At 69.6% G+C, this 15,966-nt stretch carries 14 protein-coding genes; 7 read left to right on the forward strand and 7 right to left on the reverse strand.

What is annotated here, in order from left to right; all coding sequences use genetic code 11:
* Window positions 1-19 precede the first annotated feature (19 nt).
* Window positions 20-571, forward strand: a complete 552-nt coding sequence (locus ABZU25_RS21785) for a PepSY domain-containing protein (protein WP_355031185.1) — start codon at window positions 20-22, stop codon at window positions 569-571.
* Window positions 572-664: 93 nt separating this feature from the next.
* On the opposite strand, the gene ABZU25_RS21790 is transcribed toward ABZU25_RS21785, so the two are convergent.
* Window positions 665-1,168 carry a nitroreductase/quinone reductase family protein gene (locus ABZU25_RS21790; RefSeq protein ID WP_355031186.1) on the reverse strand — a complete coding sequence of 168 codons (504 nt, stop codon included), beginning with the start codon at window positions 1,166-1,168 and terminating at the stop codon, window positions 665-667.
* Between the two features lie 166 nt (window positions 1,169-1,334).
* Between ABZU25_RS21790 and ABZU25_RS21795 the strand changes: the two genes are divergently transcribed.
* The gene (locus ABZU25_RS21795; RefSeq protein ID WP_355031203.1) at window positions 1,335-1,766 is read left to right on the forward strand and encodes a cold shock domain-containing protein; all 432 of its coding nucleotides are present in this window, start codon (window positions 1,335-1,337) and stop codon (window positions 1,764-1,766) included.
* A gap of 316 nt (window positions 1,767-2,082) precedes the next feature.
* Here ABZU25_RS21795 and ABZU25_RS21800 read toward each other — a convergent pair whose 3' ends face one another.
* The 5 genes from ABZU25_RS21800 to ABZU25_RS21820 all read right to left on the reverse strand — a co-directional run bounded on the left by ABZU25_RS21800 (window position 2,083) and on the right by ABZU25_RS21820 (window position 6,905).
* On the reverse strand, window positions 2,083-2,829 hold the full coding sequence (locus tag ABZU25_RS21800) for an MBL fold metallo-hydrolase (protein WP_355031187.1): 747 nt from the start codon (window positions 2,827-2,829) through the stop codon (window positions 2,083-2,085).
* Between the two features lie 36 nt (window positions 2,830-2,865).
* A complete protein-coding gene (gene trxA, locus ABZU25_RS21805; RefSeq protein WP_355031188.1) occupies window positions 2,866-3,213 on the reverse strand; it encodes a thioredoxin in 348 nt (115 codons plus the stop codon).
* On the reverse strand, window positions 3,183-3,575 hold the full coding sequence (locus ABZU25_RS21810; protein ID WP_355031189.1) for a MerR family transcriptional regulator: 393 nt from the start codon (window positions 3,573-3,575) through the stop codon (window positions 3,183-3,185). The genes trxA and ABZU25_RS21810 overlap by 31 nt, the downstream gene beginning before the upstream one ends.
* A 129-nt stretch (window positions 3,576-3,704) precedes the next feature.
* Entirely contained in the window at window positions 3,705-4,919 is a 1,215-nt protein-coding gene (locus ABZU25_RS21815; RefSeq protein WP_355031190.1) for a chitosanase, read from the reverse strand.
* 360 nt (window positions 4,920-5,279) lie between these two features.
* Window positions 5,280-6,905 (reverse strand): glycoside hydrolase family 43 protein, encoded by a 1,626-nt coding sequence (locus ABZU25_RS21820; protein ID WP_355031191.1) that lies wholly within the window; start codon window positions 6,903-6,905, stop codon window positions 5,280-5,282.
* A 250-nt stretch (window positions 6,906-7,155) separates the two neighbouring features.
* Between ABZU25_RS21820 and ABZU25_RS21825 the strand changes: the two genes are divergently transcribed.
* The 4 genes from ABZU25_RS21825 to ABZU25_RS21840 are packed head-to-tail and all read left to right on the forward strand — an operon-like array spanning window position 7,156 to window position 11,435.
* Window positions 7,156-8,451, forward strand: coding sequence for an extracellular solute-binding protein (locus ABZU25_RS21825; protein ID WP_355031192.1), 1,296 nt, complete (start codon window positions 7,156-7,158; stop codon window positions 8,449-8,451).
* 52 nt (window positions 8,452-8,503) lie between these two features.
* Complete coding sequence (locus ABZU25_RS21830; RefSeq protein WP_355031193.1) at window positions 8,504-9,502, forward strand: sugar ABC transporter permease; 999 nt, start codon at window positions 8,504-8,506, stop codon at window positions 9,500-9,502.
* Window positions 9,499-10,335 (forward strand): carbohydrate ABC transporter permease, encoded by an 837-nt coding sequence (locus ABZU25_RS21835; RefSeq protein WP_355031194.1) that lies wholly within the window; start codon window positions 9,499-9,501, stop codon window positions 10,333-10,335. The genes ABZU25_RS21830 and ABZU25_RS21835 overlap by 4 nt, the downstream gene beginning before the upstream one ends.
* Window positions 10,336-10,388: 53 nt before the next feature.
* Complete coding sequence (locus tag ABZU25_RS21840; protein WP_355031195.1) at window positions 10,389-11,435, forward strand: LacI family DNA-binding transcriptional regulator; 1,047 nt, start codon at window positions 10,389-10,391, stop codon at window positions 11,433-11,435.
* Window positions 11,436-11,863: 428 nt separating this feature from the next.
* On the opposite strand, the gene ABZU25_RS21845 is transcribed toward ABZU25_RS21840, so the two are convergent.
* Window positions 11,864-13,219, reverse strand: a complete 1,356-nt coding sequence (locus tag ABZU25_RS21845) for a PHB depolymerase family esterase (protein WP_355031196.1) — start codon at window positions 13,217-13,219, stop codon at window positions 11,864-11,866.
* Window positions 13,220-13,665: 446 nt separating this feature from the next.
* Between ABZU25_RS21845 and ABZU25_RS21850 the strand changes: the two genes are divergently transcribed.
* On the forward strand, window positions 13,666-15,726 hold the full coding sequence (locus ABZU25_RS21850; RefSeq protein WP_355031197.1) for a cellulose binding domain-containing protein: 2,061 nt from the start codon (window positions 13,666-13,668) through the stop codon (window positions 15,724-15,726).
* The last annotated feature ends 240 nt before the right edge of the window (window positions 15,727-15,966 follow it).

A 15,966-nucleotide genomic window follows, 5' to 3' on the forward strand; every position in this document is an offset into this window, starting at 1 on the left:
AGGAAAGGTGGACACCACGATGAAGCGCACCAATCTGCTTCTGGCGACGGTCGGCGGGTCGGCGGTGCTGGCGGTGGCCGGGGTCGCGCTGGGCGTCGATGCCGCGAACGACACGCGGACGGGCGGCACGGCACTCGCCGCGGCGACCATCGCCCCGACGGCCACGGACGCGCCGGAGGCCGGCGCGACCACCGCCGCGCCGGGAGCCAGCGGGACGCCGTCGGCCGGCACCCCGTCGGGTACGCCGTCGAGCGGCACGCCGGCCACCGGCAGCGCGCCGGTGGGCAGCGCGGTCGACGAGAAACGCGCCGGTGAGATCGCGCTCGCCAAGGCCGGTGGCGGCCAGATCGTCGAGGTCGAGGCCGAGCAGGAGAACGGTCGGCCGGTGTGGAGCGTCGAGATCGTCGCTGGCGACACCGAGCACGAGGTGGACGTCGACCGGGACAACGGCTCGGTGGTCAAGGCCGAGCAGGAGCCGGTCGACGGCGACGACAAGAACGGCGACGACCAGGACGACGATGCGGACGACCAGTCCGACGACGATGACGACAGCTCCGACGACGACGACTGACACCAGCCAGCGGCGCCCCGACCGGATCCACCATCCGGGTCGGGGCGTCGCCGTGTTGTCGTGGTGGGGGAGCGGGCGCCGCGCGGTGGCCAGCTAGCCGGAAACGCCCTCGACGCCGGAGCGGGGTTCGAGCACCACCACTGCGGTTTCGGACGAGCGCAGCGCGGCAAAGGCGTCCAGGTTCGTGTCGATGTCGCGCCAGCGGGCCCAGAGGCGTGCCCGCTCCTCCCCGGTCGCGGCGCGCCCACGGACCAACCGCTGACCGTCCACCAGGTCGACGGTCGCCTCCGGCTGTGTCCGCAGGTTGAGCCACCAGGCGGGTTCGCCCTCGCCCCAACCGTTCATCGCCAACGTGAACAGATTCGGCCCATCCTCCAGGTACGCGACGATCACGCCGCGTTGCTGTCCGGTACGGCGACCGGTGGTGGTCAGCCGCAGGGTGCCCCACCGGTCCGGGCGGGGCCGCCAGAGCCCGACTCGGCCGCGGAAGACCCGGTAGAGGCCCCGGTGCACGGACCAGGCCGTCCGAATGAACCAGCGCGGCGGTAGCTTCGGCTTCTTTGCTCGATCCTCGATCGACACGACGACCTCCCACACCTGTGAGGCGATGGTACGAACAGGATGCCAGCCGCGCCCACGGCGCGGAATGGCACGAAACGGTAATCGGTGGGGGCCAGGTCACCGCGAGTGTTCCGGTACCGTTGGCGAGCGGTGTGCGGACACTGTTCGAGATCCTGGTTGAGTGGTGGAGTGGGTGGTGGCTGTGTGGGCGGCGGGTAAGGTCATCCGGTTCGACGAGGCGCGTGGTTACGGCTTCATCGCGCCGTCGAAGGGCGGCGAGGACATCTTCGTCCACGCGAACGACTTCGGCGAGCAACGGCACCTCGTGCATCCCGGCATGCGTGTCGAGTACCAGGTGGAGGCCGGTGACCGTGGGCTGAAGGTGGCCTCCCTGCGGATCATCGAACCGGTCGCGGTCTCCCGGCCGGAACGGGCGCCGGACGTCGCGCCGACGCGTACCGGGCAGACCGGTGAGGATGACGGCATGTGCGACGTCCTGTCGCCGCGCGAGTTCAGCTACGAGGTGACGGAGTTGCTGATCGAGCGGGTGCCGACGCTGACCGCGGCCCAGGTCTCCACGATCCGGCAGTCGCTTGTCGAGCACGCCCGATCACACGGCTGGGTCGAGAGCTGAGCGGTGGCCCGTTCCGGTCGGCGGCGTGCTGTCGTCATCGACGTTCGGGTGCGAACGGCACCCGTAGGGCGATGCCCCGGCGGGTCACGGCCAGCGCTCTAGCCCTGGCCCGGCTCTGGCCGGCGGCGGCCGCCGGCGGTTACCGTCGGTCACCTCCGTGGGGGGCGGATGCGGTAGTGAGCGGTATACCTCTGAGTCATATTCATACCTCTGAGGTATACCGCTCAACAGCACATCGAGATGGCGGGCAGCCACAGCGGATGGCGAGCGCCCTTCGTTGCGTCCGCAGCCCCGTCCCGAGTGCGGACTTACTCGTCTAGGCGTGTGCGCGCAGGTAGGTCCCGGCCAACTGACGCAGGCGTGTCCGGTCGAAGCTGCCTCCGTGTCCGGGATGGACGACGGACACGTCGAGGTCGGCGAGAAACTCCATGCTGCGCCGGTAGGCAGCCACGTCGGAGTTCGGCAGGTCGTCGATCAGGGTGCCCTCGTAGATGATGTCGCCGGAGTACAAGGTTCCGGTGCGCTCCTCCAGCAGGGCGATGCTGCCCGGTGTGTGGCCGGGAAGGTGCAGCACTGTCAGTGTTCGCCCGCCCAGGTCGACGCGGTCGCCGTCGTCGAGCATGCGGTGCAGGGCCAGGGGTGCGATGCGGTAGCTGGCCGGGTCGTAGCCGGGATCGGGCAGGACGTCGATCATCAGCTCCGGGACAGGTTCTCCCGCTGCGTCGATCCCGAGCTTGTCGTAGAGTTCCGCGCCGTACAGGCTGGCCGGCACCCCCGCCGTCAGGAGTTCCGCCTCGGCGGGGTGCGCGGCCCGGTCCGCGAACTCGGCTGCCCCACCGACATGATCCAGGTGCGCGTGGGTGAGCAGGACCATCGGATCGCGGTCGAACATGGCCGGAATCGCCTCCCGGAGGGCGACGACCCCGAGCCCGGCGTCGATCACCAGGTCGCGATCGTTGCCGCGCAACCACCAGAAGTTCGCCGACAAGAGCTCGTTGACGTGCGGTTCCGAGATCCGGATGACGCCACTACCCGCCTCGACTCGGGTGTACCAGTCGACCATGTCGGCAAGTGTGCCAGTGGTGAGCCGGGTTGTCGGTCACAGCCCGGCGTGCATGGTCAGGCTCTGCCGCAGGTGCAGTTTCGGCCTGGACCCGACGATCGAACCGACGACCTCGCCCCGACGGAACACCAGCAGCGTCGGCAGGGACATGACTCCGTAACGCCGCGTGGCCTGCGGGTTGTCATCGGAGTTGAGCTTGGCGATGACCATCCGGTCGCCGAACTCCTGCGCCAGCTCGACGAGGCTCTTCTCGATCATCTTGCAGGGCGGGCACCACTGGGCCCAGAAGTCGACAACGACGGGCCGGTCGCTGGCCAGCACCAGCTCGGCGAACGTGGTGTCCGTGACGGTGATCAGGGAGCCGACGGTCGTCTCCTGAGGCATGTTTCCTCCCGGTGTGCGATGGCGTGGGTGAGCTGGGTGCGCAACTGCTGACGGACCGCTGTGAGCCGATCGAGGTAGTCGTCGACCTCGGCGAGCTTGCGTCGCAGCACCAGCACGGAATCGGGGCAGACGTCACCGGACGCGTTGCCCGCCCGCAGGCAGGCCACGAACGGACGGACGTCGTCGAGGCCGAAGCCGACGTCGAGCAGCGCCCGGATCTCCCGGACGACCCGCAGCTCCGCCTCGTCGTAGACGCGGTAGCCGTTGGCCGAGCGCCGCGGGCGTACCAACCCGTGGGCCTCGTAGTAGCGCAGCGTCCGGGTGCTCGTGCCGGCCCGTTCCGCCAGCTCACCGATCAGCATCAGACCTCCTCGACCTGCCCGTCGCGACCAGGCTAAACCTTGTCGTCAGCGTCAAGGCAAGGTCGCGCCCGGGGACGACTCAGGGCGCCGCGAGGCGGCGCCCTGAGCGGCTCCGCGTACCGGAGGGAACTAGCCGATGCGGAACTGTTGGCCGTAGACGGCGAACGCCAGTGGCGTGTTCAGGTTGACGTTGCCGTTGTTGAGGAACACCCGCTGGGCCGTGTCGACGCGGGACGTGTCCGAGTGGGCCTCCTCCTTCTTCATCTCGATGACCCGCTCGTCGAGGAACGCGTTGAGCCAGGTCCGCTCGTCGCCGCCCTGCGCCGGGGGCTTCGCCCGAGCGAGGGCGCGGCTGCGGATCTGACGCATCCCCTCGTACCCGTGCATCACCGCCGCGTCGTAGTAGGCGAACTGACCGAGTGCCCGGACCTGGTCGGTCTTGCCGTCGCGTACCGACGGGTTGAAGTAGACCCGGTCCCGCTCGGCCTCCTGCGCGGCGCGGAACACAGAGTCGTTGGCCGCGGCCCGCCAGTCGCGGGGGAAGTTGGGGTCGAGACCCGAGTGCGAGGGGGTGCCGTTGACGGCGCGCAGCGCCGGCAGGTACCCGGCCAGCACGTTGCCCGGCTTGGTGCGCGTGTACGCCTCCACCAGTTCGAGCATGTCACCGGTGCCGGAGCAGAAGCCGATGATGCCGGCGGTGTAGCCGCGACCGTCGCCGATGTCCTCGATGTAGGAGAACTGCGCACGCCAGTCGAGCGAGGAGTTCTCCGCGGCCGAGACGAGCTGCATGGCGACGTCCTTCTTCGCCGGGTCGTCGAGGTTGGTGCCGGCCGGCACGGTAGCGGTCGGCGTGGGGGTGGGCGTGCCGCCGCCGGGCAGCGTCCACCGCTGGTTGGTGGTGCCCCCGCAGGTCCAGATCTGCAACCGGGCGCCGTTCGCGGTGCTGCGGTCGGTCACGTCGAGGCACCTGCCCGAGGCGGTGTTGACCAGGGCGCCGTTGCTGGCCGTCCACTTCTGCGCGCCGGTGTTGTTGCAGTCGTACAGCTGGATCTTGGCGCCGTTGGCGGTCGACGCGGCGGTGACGTCCAGGCACTTGCCGAGCGCCCGGATCGAGGCGTCGGTGTTACCGACCGTCCACGTCTGGGCCGCGCTGCCGTTGCAGTCGTAGAGCTGGACCGGTGTGCCGTTTGCCGGATTGGCCCCGGCGATGTCGATGCACTTGCCGCCGAGGCCGGTGATCGGGCCGGCGGTCGCGGCGCTTGCCGACGGCAGGCCGTAGCCGACCGCCGCGACGCCGATCAGCAGGGTGCCCACGACGTAGGCGGCTGTTCTCTTGCGCAGCATGGTGTTCCTCGGGGAAGGGGCGGCATGCCGCCGGCCGGTCGGTGGCCCGGCGCGGCGATCGGCCCCGGCGGGCACCGCGAGCATTAGGAAACTGTATTAACAGATATCAGTACGTCGGTGCGCCGTCAATCGACGACCGCAGGCCGTGACGACGCATGTTCATCTCGTTGTCGGCGGGCGTTGTCCCAGTTAGATGGCGTGAGCAGTGCCGCGTTCCCGGCGAGACGACCCGGGACGGCACCGACACGCAAGGGGCGCTCCATGGCAGTCCACCGCCGCCGTACAGCTCGCGCCGTCACCGCCCAGGTCAGTTAGGGCGACGGGAACGCGGACGGCACCCACCGGGTGCCGTCCGCGTACTCACTGCTCGCGATAGGTGGCCAGGTCGAAGTCGGCGTACACGCCGTCGCCGCCGAGATCCTGCACCCACAGGCCGACGAACGCTCCGGTGAAGCCCCACGCGGCCGGCTCGCCGTCGATGATCAACGCGGCGTGCTCGTCGGACAGGATTGTCGCGTCCAGGTCGACAGGGAGCCGCTGCCAACCGGCGCCGAGGTCGCAGTCGAAGCGCACCACCGGCCCGTCGAACACCGCCCGCAGACCGACCCGGGTGACCCCGCTGGCGTCGACGGTCAGCTCGGGGTACGGGGTGCGTCGCCCGTTGTCTGAGCTGAGCAGCTCCAGCACCGTCCGCCCGTCGTCGGCGCGGGTCAGGTAGAGGTGGTGCCAGTTGAGGGTGTTGTAGTAGGCGGTGATCCCGGCGAGCTGACGGTGGTCGACCGGGTCGAACTCCACAACTGTCTCCAGGGAGCAGTGCGTCGCCTCCACGCGTCGCGCCACCAGGCTGGGGGCCTGCCGGCCGACCGGTGACTGCCCGCCGTGCACGCGCAGGTGCGACGGACGAGACCGCAGGTCGATCCAGTCGTCAGTGGCCGGTCGGCGCAGCGTCGACCAGCACAGACCCAGCTCGGGGGCGTCGAAGTGGTCGGTGTCGGGCTCCGCCGGCCACGGGTGCGCGGGCAGGTCCGGCGCGACGACCTCGTCCGCGGGCACCCCGCCGGGGATCCGGGGCCAACCATCCGCCGGCCACTCGACCCGCTGGATCGCGGTCTCCCGGCCCAGCACGCAACTGCCCAGCGGTGAGTAGGGGCGACCCACCAGGTGGGCCAGATACCACTCGCCGCCCTGGGTGTGCACCAGACTGCCGTGACCGGCCTTCTGCAACCGCAGGTCGGGCCGACCCACCGAGCTGAGCAGCGGGCCGTCCGGGTCCACCTCGTACGGCCCGAACAGCTCCCGGGACCGTGCCACTGTGACCTGGTGCTCCCAGCTGGTGCCGCCCTCGGCGGTGATCAGCCAGTACCAGCCGTCGTGGCGGTACAGGTGCGGGCCCTCGGTGACCCCGACCGGGCTGCCGGTGAACAGGATGCGGGGGCTGCCGACCAGCCGGCGCGCGGCCCTGTCGTACTGCTGGATCTCGATGCCGCCGAAGCGGTCCCGGCCGGGTCGCCAGTCCGCGCTCATGCTCAGCAGCCAGCTGGTGCCGTCGTCGTCGTGGAACAGGGCGGCGTCGAAGCCGCGCCCGTGCAGTTTCACCGGATCCGACCAGGGGCCGGCGATGTCGTCGGCGGTGACCAGGAAGTTCTGTGGGTCCCAGTAGCCGCTGGCGAAGCTGGCCACGTCGCTGTAGACGAGGTGGAACTGACCGTCGTGGTACGTCAGGTCGGGCGCCCACACCCCGTTGGAGTCACCGCAGCCGCGCAGGTCGAGCAGGCGGCGGTCGGTGATGATCCCGCCCAGCGTGCGCCAGTTCACGAGATCACGCGAATGGTGCACACGCACACCCGGGTACCACTCGAAGGTCGAGGTGGCCAGGTAGTAGTCATCGTCGACGCGCAGGATCGACGGGTCCGGGTGGAACCCGGCGAGGACAGGGTTGCGGATCGACCGGGCAGCGGTCGCCACGTTAGCGATGTCGGTCGACACGAGGGCTCCTCTGGACGACTGTCTGGAACTTCCGGAAAATTGTGGTCCCGGAACACTGGAAGTCCTGCCTACGCTAGCCGGTCTTTTCGCAATAGGACAGAGGTCTTGACCGTTGCGGCCACAGCTCGTAGCGTGCCGGCCATCGACCGGTATTACCGGCGAAGCAATGAAAGTTTCGGAGATCCATAAGTCCCACCCGCCGGCTCGGCCGGTGTCCGAGCACCCCCGTGAGTCCCCGAAGGGATGGATCATGACTACGCCCGTTTCCCGCCGAACGCTGCTCGGCCTCGCCGGTGCCGGTGCCGGCGCGTACCTGCTGAGCGCCTGCGGCGGCGACGAGAAGTCCAGCGACCCCAACGCGCCGCAGACCATCAACTGGTGGCACATCCAGAACACCGAACCGATGCTTCCGGTCTGGGCGGCGGTGGCCAACGAGTACAAGACCGCACACTCGAACGTCACAATCGACATCCAGCCCCTGGAGAACGAGGCGTTCAAGGCCAAGCTCACCACCGCCACGCAGGCTGGTGACCCGCCGGACCTCTTCCAGTCCTGGGGCGGTGGCGTGCTCAAGCAGCAGGTGGACGCGGGCCTGGTCAAGGACCTCACCGACGACGTGAAGGACCTGGTCGCCGGCATCCTGCCCGCCGCCATGCAGCCGTACACGATCGACGGCAAGATCTACGGCATTCCGTTCGACATCGGCATGGTCGGGTTCTGGTACAACAAGGAGCTCTTCACCCGCGCCGGCATCACCGAGACCCCCACCACCTGGACCGGCGTGCTCGACGCGGTCCGCAAGCTCAAGGCTGCCGGCATCACTCCGGTCGCGCTGGCCGGCAAGGACAAGTGGCCGGCCCACTTCTACTGGTCCTACCTCGCGATGCGCATCGGCGGTGTCGACGCGCTGCAGAAGGCCGTCGACAGCAAGAACTTCGACACCCCCGACCTCGTCGCCGCGGGTGAGCGGCTCAAGGAACTCGTCGACCTGCAGCCGTTCCAGAAGGGCTTCCTCGGCGCGGAATTCGGCTCACCCGACGGTCAGGCCGCCACCATGGGCAACGGCAATGCCGGCATGGAACTGATGGGGCAGTGGGCGCCGGCGGTGCAGGCGTCCAGCTCCACCAGCAAGAAGGGCCTCGGCGACAAACTCGGCTTCTTCCCGTTCCCCTCCGTGGACGGCGGCAAGGGCTCCGCGACCGAGGTCTTCGGCGGTGGCAACGGCTTCGCCGTCGGCAAGGACGCGCCGGCCGCCACCATCGACTTCCTGAAGTTCCTGCTCAGCGTCGACAACCAGAAGCGGTCCGCGCAGACCGGCGCGGTGCTGCCCACGGTGAAGGAGGCCACCTCGGCGATCAGCGACGCCAACGGCAAGGTCGTCGCGGAGACCCTGGCCAAGAACACCGGCTTCCAGCTCTACCTCGACCAGGCGTACGCGCCCGCACTCGGGCAGCAGATCAACGACAGCGTCGCCGAGATCATCGCCGGCAAGAAGTCGCCGGCGGCGATCCTCAAGGACATCACGCAGGTGGCGAAGACCGTCTGACCGTGACCCGCCACCCATCCGTAGCCGGCCGTAGAACCCGAGTGGAGCAGGCATGACCAGGCCATCGACCGTGTCGGACTCGAGGCGCGGCGACACGGCGACCGACCCGCCGGCACCGGGGCCGGGCACCGCGCGCCAGCGCGGCCGCCAGCCCCGGCCCGGCCGAGGTGGCGTCCTCGCCGTGTTCCTGGCGCCTGCCCTGGCGCTGTTCGTGCTACTCGTCCTCGCCCCCATCGTGGTGGCCGGCTACGCCAGCCTCTACAAGTGGAACGGCTTCGGGCTGCCGGAGAACTTCATCGGGCTGGACAACTACACCCGCGCCTTCGCCGACCCGACCTTCCGCGGCGACCTGCGGCGCGGCCTCGTGCTGGTGGTGCTGTCCCTGGTCGTGCAGCTGCCGGCCGCGCTGGCCCTGGCCATGCTCCTCAACCAGCCGCTTCGTGGCCGGGCCCTCTACCGGCTGATCTTCTTCGCCCCGTACGTGCTCTCCGAGGTCACCACCGCCGTCCTGTTCACCCTGGTGTTCTCACCGAACCGAGGGCTGGGCGAGGGGGTCTCCCGGTGGCTGGGCGCCGACGCGGGCGCGGTCTTCGCCGACCCGGACACCGTGCTGTTCGCCGTCTTCCTGGTGGTGTCCTGGAAGTACTTCGGCCTCTACATGATGCTCTTCCTGGCCGCCCGGCAGGGCATTCCCAAGGAGCTGTCCGAGGCTGCGGTCACCGACGGTGCCTCCGCCTGGCAGGCGTTCCGACACGTCACCCTGCCCCTGCTCGGCCCGACGATCCGGATCAGCGTGTTCCTGTCCGTCATCGGCACCATCCAACTGTTCGACATGGTCTGGGTGCTCACCGGCGGCGGTCCGATCCACTCCTCGGAGACGATGGCCGTCACGATGTACCAGTTCGGCTTCCGCCGCTTCGAGGTCGGCTACGCGAGCGCCATCAGCATCATCATGTTCCTGCTGAGCCTCGTCTTCGCCCTGTTCTACCAACGCATCGTGCTGCGTCGTGACACCGCGGGCGCGATCACCAACCAGGGAGGCCAGCGATGACCGCCACGGCGAGTCGCGCCCAGCGGACCCGCAGCGTCGCGCTGCACCTCGTCTGCATCGCCGTCGGCGCGCTCATCGTCGTGCCGGTGTGGTTCGGTGTGCTCGGCGGCTTCAAGGACAACGGCCAACTGTCCACCAACCCGCTGGGCTGGCCCGACCCCTGGGTGCCGAACTACCTCGAAATCCTCGGCAACGGCGTGTTCTGGCGGCAGCTCGGCAACAGTCTCCTCATCGCTGTGAGCAGCACCGTCATCGTCGTCGGCGCGGCGGCGATGGCCGCGTTCGTCTTCGCGCGCTACGCGTTCCGGGGTCGCGAGTTCCTGGTGACCCTGTTCGCGATCGGCCTGATGTTCCCGTTCGCGGTGGCCATCCTGCCGCTGTTCGTCCTGCTGCGCGGCATGGGCCTGCTGGACAACCCGCTCGGCGTCATCCTGCCCCAGGCCGCCTTCGGGCTGCCGATCACCATCATCATCCTGCGCCAGTTCTTCCGTACCATCCCGGCCGAGGTCGAGGAGGCCGCCGTCCTCGACGGTTGCGGCTCGTTCGGGTTCTTCTGGCGGGTCCTGCTGCCGATGGCTCGTCCCGCCCTCGCCACCGTGTCGGTGCTGGCCATCGTGACCAGCTGGAACAACTTCATGCTCCCGCTGGTCGTGTTCAGCGACCAGAGCTGGTGGACCCTCCCCGTCGGGGTCCAGGCGTTCCAGGGCCAGTACGCCGACGACACCGCGCGGGTGCTCGCGTACGTCGTGCTGTCCATGCTGCCGGCCCTGGGCTTCTACGCCGTGGCCGAACGGCAGCTCATCGGGGGCCTCACCGGCAGCGTCAAGGGATGACACCGCACCACCGCGAGCAGACCTGAAGCTTCGAGGCAGACGAAGGAGCGACCGTGGGTGCGGAGAACGGCCGAAACGTCACCATCGCGATGATCGCGCGGTTGGCCGGTGTCTCCGTGCCCACGGTCTCCCGGGTCATCAACGGACGATCCGACGTCGCCCCGGACACCCGGGAACGGGTCGAGGCGCTGCTCAACCGACATGGCTACCGCCGCCGGTCGCCGGCCCGGCGCACCGACGCAGCTCTCATCGACCTGGTCTTCAACGACCTGGACAGCCCGTGGGCCGTGGAGATCATCCGTGGGGTGGAGGACGTCGGTCAGACCAGCGGCGTGGGCACCGTCGTGTCGGCCATCCACTGGCGCATCTCCTCGGCCAAGCAGTGGCTCGACAACATGCGTACGCGCTCCACCGAGGGCATCATCTTCGTGACCTCGATGGTGAACCCGCCGTTGCAGGCCGAGCTGCGCCGCCTTCACCTGCCGGTGGTCATCATCGACCCGGCCGGCGTCGACCCGCAGGAGTCACCCACCATCGGCGCCACCAACTGGGCCGGCAGCCTGAGCGCCACCCAGTACCTGATCAGCCTCGGCCACCGCCGTATCGGCTTCATTGCCGGGCCACCGCACCTGATGTGCAGTCGGGCGCGGATGGACGGCTACCGTGCCGCCCTCGGTGCCGCCGACATTCCCGTGGACGACAGCCTCATCCGTCCCGGCAACTTCTACCACGAGGCCGGATTCAGCGCCGGTACCCAACTGCTGGCCCTGCCCGACCCGCCCACCGCCATCTTCGCCTCCAGCGACCAGATGGCGCTCGGCGTCTACGAGGCGGTCCGCAAGCGCGGGCTGCGGGTGCCCGACGACATCAGCGTGGTCGGCTTCGACGACCTGCCGGAGGTCCGGTGGTGTTCACCGCCGCTGACCACCGTCCGTCAGCCCCTGGCCGAGATGGGAATGTTGGCCGCACGGACCGTGCTGCGCCTCGCCGGCGGGGAGAAGACCGAAAGCCCTCGGGTCGAACTCGCCACCGAGCTCATCGTGCGCGACAGTGCCGCACCACCGCGGCGGCCCGCGCCGTCGGGGCAGCCCGGGTCCTGAGGCCGGGTTTCCGCGTACGAGGAGTTCGAGGGCGCCCCGGCTGGTGTCACAGTGCAGAGCCGTGGGCCGGTCCGGTCGGCGGCACCTTGCGGACGGGGGAGCGGGAGCACGGTGGCCCGTCACCTGCTGTGCCTTCACGACTGACGCCCCCTCGGCACTGACAATCGTCTATGGACATACGTGTCCTGTTAGCGCTAACGTGACGGACGGTCGTCGACTCCTGACTCTTGGTCCGGAGACGCCTACCGCGGCGTGGGGCGGGTGGGACGTTGCCGACGGCCGGGTCGCGTCTGGTAGTCCCGCTGTTCGGAGTCCGGGCCCGAGCAGCGGGACTCCCACCCGGGCTGAGGCCCGGCCCGGGATCCGTCCCGAGCCGGGCCACCGGCCGCACGAGCAACCAACGGGGTACGTCGGCGTCGGTCACCGCATCAGCTTCGGGTCCACCGCTGGCTGTTCGTGCCGTTGCAGGTCGAGAGGACCAGTTGGGCGCCGTTGGCGGTGCCGCCGGCGTTCGGCGTGAGGCACAGGCCGGACTGCACGCCGGTGACCGTACCGTCGGTGTTGAGGTTCCACTGCTGGTTGGTGCCGCCGTTGCAGTCCCAGATGATCGCCCGGGTGCCCGACGTGGTCCCCGCGCCCTCGGCATCCAGGCACTTCGTGCCGTACACCTGGAGTTGCCTCGCGGCGGTCGGCGTCCACTGCTGGTTGGTGCCGCCGTTGCAGTCCCACAACGTCACCCGGGTGCCGTTCGTCTGCGACCTCGACGGGACGTCCAGGCATCGACCGGCGTTGACGTTGCGCAGCGGCCCCGCCGTGCCGCCCGGCGGCGCGGTGGTCGGGTTCGGCGGCGGTGTGGTGGGACTCGTGGTGTCGAACCCGAGGAACCGGATGGCCTGCGCGGCGTCGAACGGAATCGAGTGGCCGTACCCCTGGAAGCTGATGGCTTCGACCGGGGCCGTGCCGCCGGTGGCGCCGTACCGGGTACGGGTGGCGCTGGCCTGCGGGGAGTCGGTGTAGGCGGGGGTCTGGGACACGCCCTGGACGTTGGTCCACTGTTTGATCTGTTCGCCGAAGTTGACGTAGCTCAGCGTGGTGTCCGTGGTGCCGTGCCAGATCTGCATCCGGGGGCGTTTGCCGGTGTAGCCGGGGTAGGCGTTGCGCACCAGATCGCCCCACTGTTGCGGGGTCCGGACGATGCGCCCGCCGGAGCACTCGCTGTTCCACTCGGCGCCGTTGGTGGTGGCGAAGCAGCCGAACGGAACCCCTGAGGAACTGAATCCGGCATTGAACAGGTCCGGGTAGAGGCCGGCCATGACGTTTGTCATCATGGCGCCGGAGGAGAACCCGCCGACGGCGATCCGGTTGGCGTCGACCGGGTAGCGGCCCCGGACGTAGTCGACCATGGACTTGAGGCCGATGGGGTCGCTGCCGCCGTCCCGCCGGAGCGCCTGCGGCGAGGAGACGTCCCAACACTTGCTGCTCCGGGTCACCGACGGGTAGATCACGATGAAGCCGTAGCGGTCGGCGAGGGAGCTGAGCCCGAAACCCGAGTGCACCGCCGGGCCACTGCCTGTGCAGTAGTGCAGGGCGAGGAGGAGGGCCGGCTGGGCCGCGACCCGGTCCGGCACGTACAGGTGCATCTGGAGGTTCGTCGGGTTGGTGCCGAAGTTTGTCACCTGGGTGAGCGTCGCGGCCGACGCTGGGGTGGCGACCGTGACCACGGCCGTCGCCGTCGCCAGGGCCGTCGCGAGCGCGGCGGCCAGCAGTGCGATCCTTGATTTCATCGGCGCTTCCTCTTGTGCTGGGTCGGGGACTCGGCGGCGGCACTGGGTGCTCTGGTGGGGTGCGGACGGGCGTCGTCCGCCGCGCGTCGTCGGCAGCCGCTGTCAAGTCCTGATGCGACGCCCGCATGCCCGGGGGACGTCGTGACACCGAGGCTGACCAGCGGGGGCTCTCCCGGCGAGCCGCGAACGCTGTTCGCCTCGACATCGACTGTGAGCGATAACATGCCGTTCGTCAAGCTGTAACGTATGACGTCAGTCGACCGGCTCGGTCTTGAGATTCCCGATCCGACCGTGACATTCTTGTGCGTCGATGATCGGCCGCGCGCGGGGCCGACGTCCGTCCAATGGGCAACCAGGATCCGGTACGGATGCTGGGGGACGGTGCGACGAGCGATGGACCGTCGAGAGCCATCCGTGCACTCATTCCCGCGAAGGAACCCCAGCCCATGCAGAACCAGAAGAGGCGCGCATCTTTGGTGGCGAGCGCGCTGCTCGCCGCGACCGCGCTCGCCGGCATCAACCCACCGACGGCCAGCGCGGCTCCCGACCCGATCACCGTGACCGTCAACGCCCGCGCGGGGCTGGCGACCGTGCCCGACACCGCGCTGGGCGTCAACCACGCCATCTGGGACCAGAACCTCGGCGCCACCGGCACGTCTGACCTGCTGCGCGACGCCGGTGTGCAGATGATGCGTTACCCCGGCGGGTCGTACGCCGACATCTACCACTGGAAGGACCACACCGCGCCCGGCGGCTACGTCGCGCCGGGGACCGACTTCGACACCTTCATGGCAGCTGTCCAGCGGGTCGGCGCGCAACCAATGATCATCGCGAACTACGGCACCGGAACTCCCGCCGAGGCGGCCGACTGGGTGCGGTACGCCAACGTGACAAAGGGCTACGGCGCGCGGTACTGGACGGTCGGCAACGAGAACTACGGCAACGGCCACTACGGGTCGGCCTGGGAGGCCGACGACCACCCGGACAAGAGCGCTACACAGTACGCGCGGCTGGTCGTCGAGTACGCCGACGCGATGAAGGCGGTCGACCCGAGCATCAAGGTCGGCGCGGTGCTGACGATGCCGGGCAACTGGCCGGACGGGATCACCGCCGGCAGCGATCCCGGCCCGTGGAACCAGACAGTGCTCTCCCTCGCCGGCCCGAAGATCGACTTCGTGGACGTGCACTGGTACCCGGGCGGCACCGCCGCCGAGTCCCTGGCCCGCACCAGCCACATCCCCGACGCGACGTACCTGCTCCGGCAGCAGATCAGCCGGTACGCCGGCCCGAACGCCGACCGCATCGGCATCAGTCTCACCGAGGTGAACGTCGACGCCGGCCGGACCACCCAACCGGCCGCGCTGTTCCTGGCCGACGCCTACAGCGAGCTGCTGGAGAACGGCATCTTCACCGTCCACTGGTGGAACGTGCACAACGGCATCGGCACCGTGTCGGAGGTGGCCGGCCAGACCGACTACAACGACTTCGGGATGCTCTCCAGCGGCACCTGCACCGCGGACGGCTCGGTCTGCGAGCCGCCACTGAACACACCGTTCGCGCCGTACCACGGCCTGACCATGATGAAACTGTTCGCCAAGGCCGGCGACCAGTTCATTCGCGCCGGCACCGACGAACCGCTTGTCACCGCGCATGCCGTGCGCCGGAGCAACGGCGATCTCGCGGTGCTGCTTGTGAACAAGGACCCGGACGCGGCGCATCAGGTCGCCATCGACTACGCCGGGTTCACCCCGTCCGCCGCCGCGCCGACCGTCTCCACCCTCACCAACGGCGCCACCGGCATCGCCACCAGCCAGTCCGGCTCCGCGACCAGTCGGACGCTGCCGGCGTACTCGTTGACGACGCTCGTGCTGCGCCCGGCCGGCGCGACCGCCGGCCGCCCCTCGGCGCCGGGCCAGCCGACCGCCAGTGACGTCACCGACCGCGCCGCGACGATCTCCTGGCCGGCGGCGACGCCGGGGCGCAGCCCGATCGCCAAGTACGAGGTGTACCGGCAGCACGGCGCGGTCAGCGAGCAACTCGGCGAGTCCACGACCACCTCGTTCAGTGTCGCCAACCTGGTGCCGGGCAGCAGATACACAGTCAACGTGCTGGCCCGCGACACCGCCGGCCGGGTGTCCTGGGCCTCACCGCCGCTCACCTTCGCCACCGGCAGCCCCGCCGAGGGCGCGTGCACCGTCCGCTTCACCACCGCCAACGACTGGGGCAACGGCTACATCGGCGGTGTCGAGATCATCAACAACGGGACCAGCCCGATCAACGGCTGGACACTCACCTGGACCTGGCCCACCGGCTGGCAGCAGGTGAGCAGCGGGTGGAGCGCCACCTGGGAGCAGACCGGCACCGCCGTCCGGGTCACGCCCACCGACGACAACCGGCAGATCGCCGCCGGCGGCAGCGTGAGCGCCGGCTTCGTCGGGGCGTACAGCGGCCCGAACGTACTGCCCACCGCGTTCACCCTCAACGGCACCGTCTGCACGACCGGCTGACACCGACCGTGGTCCGGCTGGCCCGATCGCTCGGGCCAGCCGGCGCGGCCGGACCGTTCGTCGGGCCAGCCGCCTGTGGCTGCACTGTTCGCCGGGCCAGCCGTCGCGGCCGGACTGTTCGTCGGGCCAGCGGCCTGTGGCTGCACTGTTCGTCGGGCCAGCGGCCTGTGGCTGCACTGTTCGTCGGGCCAGCGGCCTGTGGCTGCACTGTTCGTCGGGCCAGCGGCCTGTGGCTGCACT

Source organism: Micromonospora sp. NPDC005215, from assembly GCF_040607915.1.
Taxonomy (GTDB): Bacteria; Actinomycetota; Actinomycetes; order Mycobacteriales; family Micromonosporaceae; genus Micromonospora.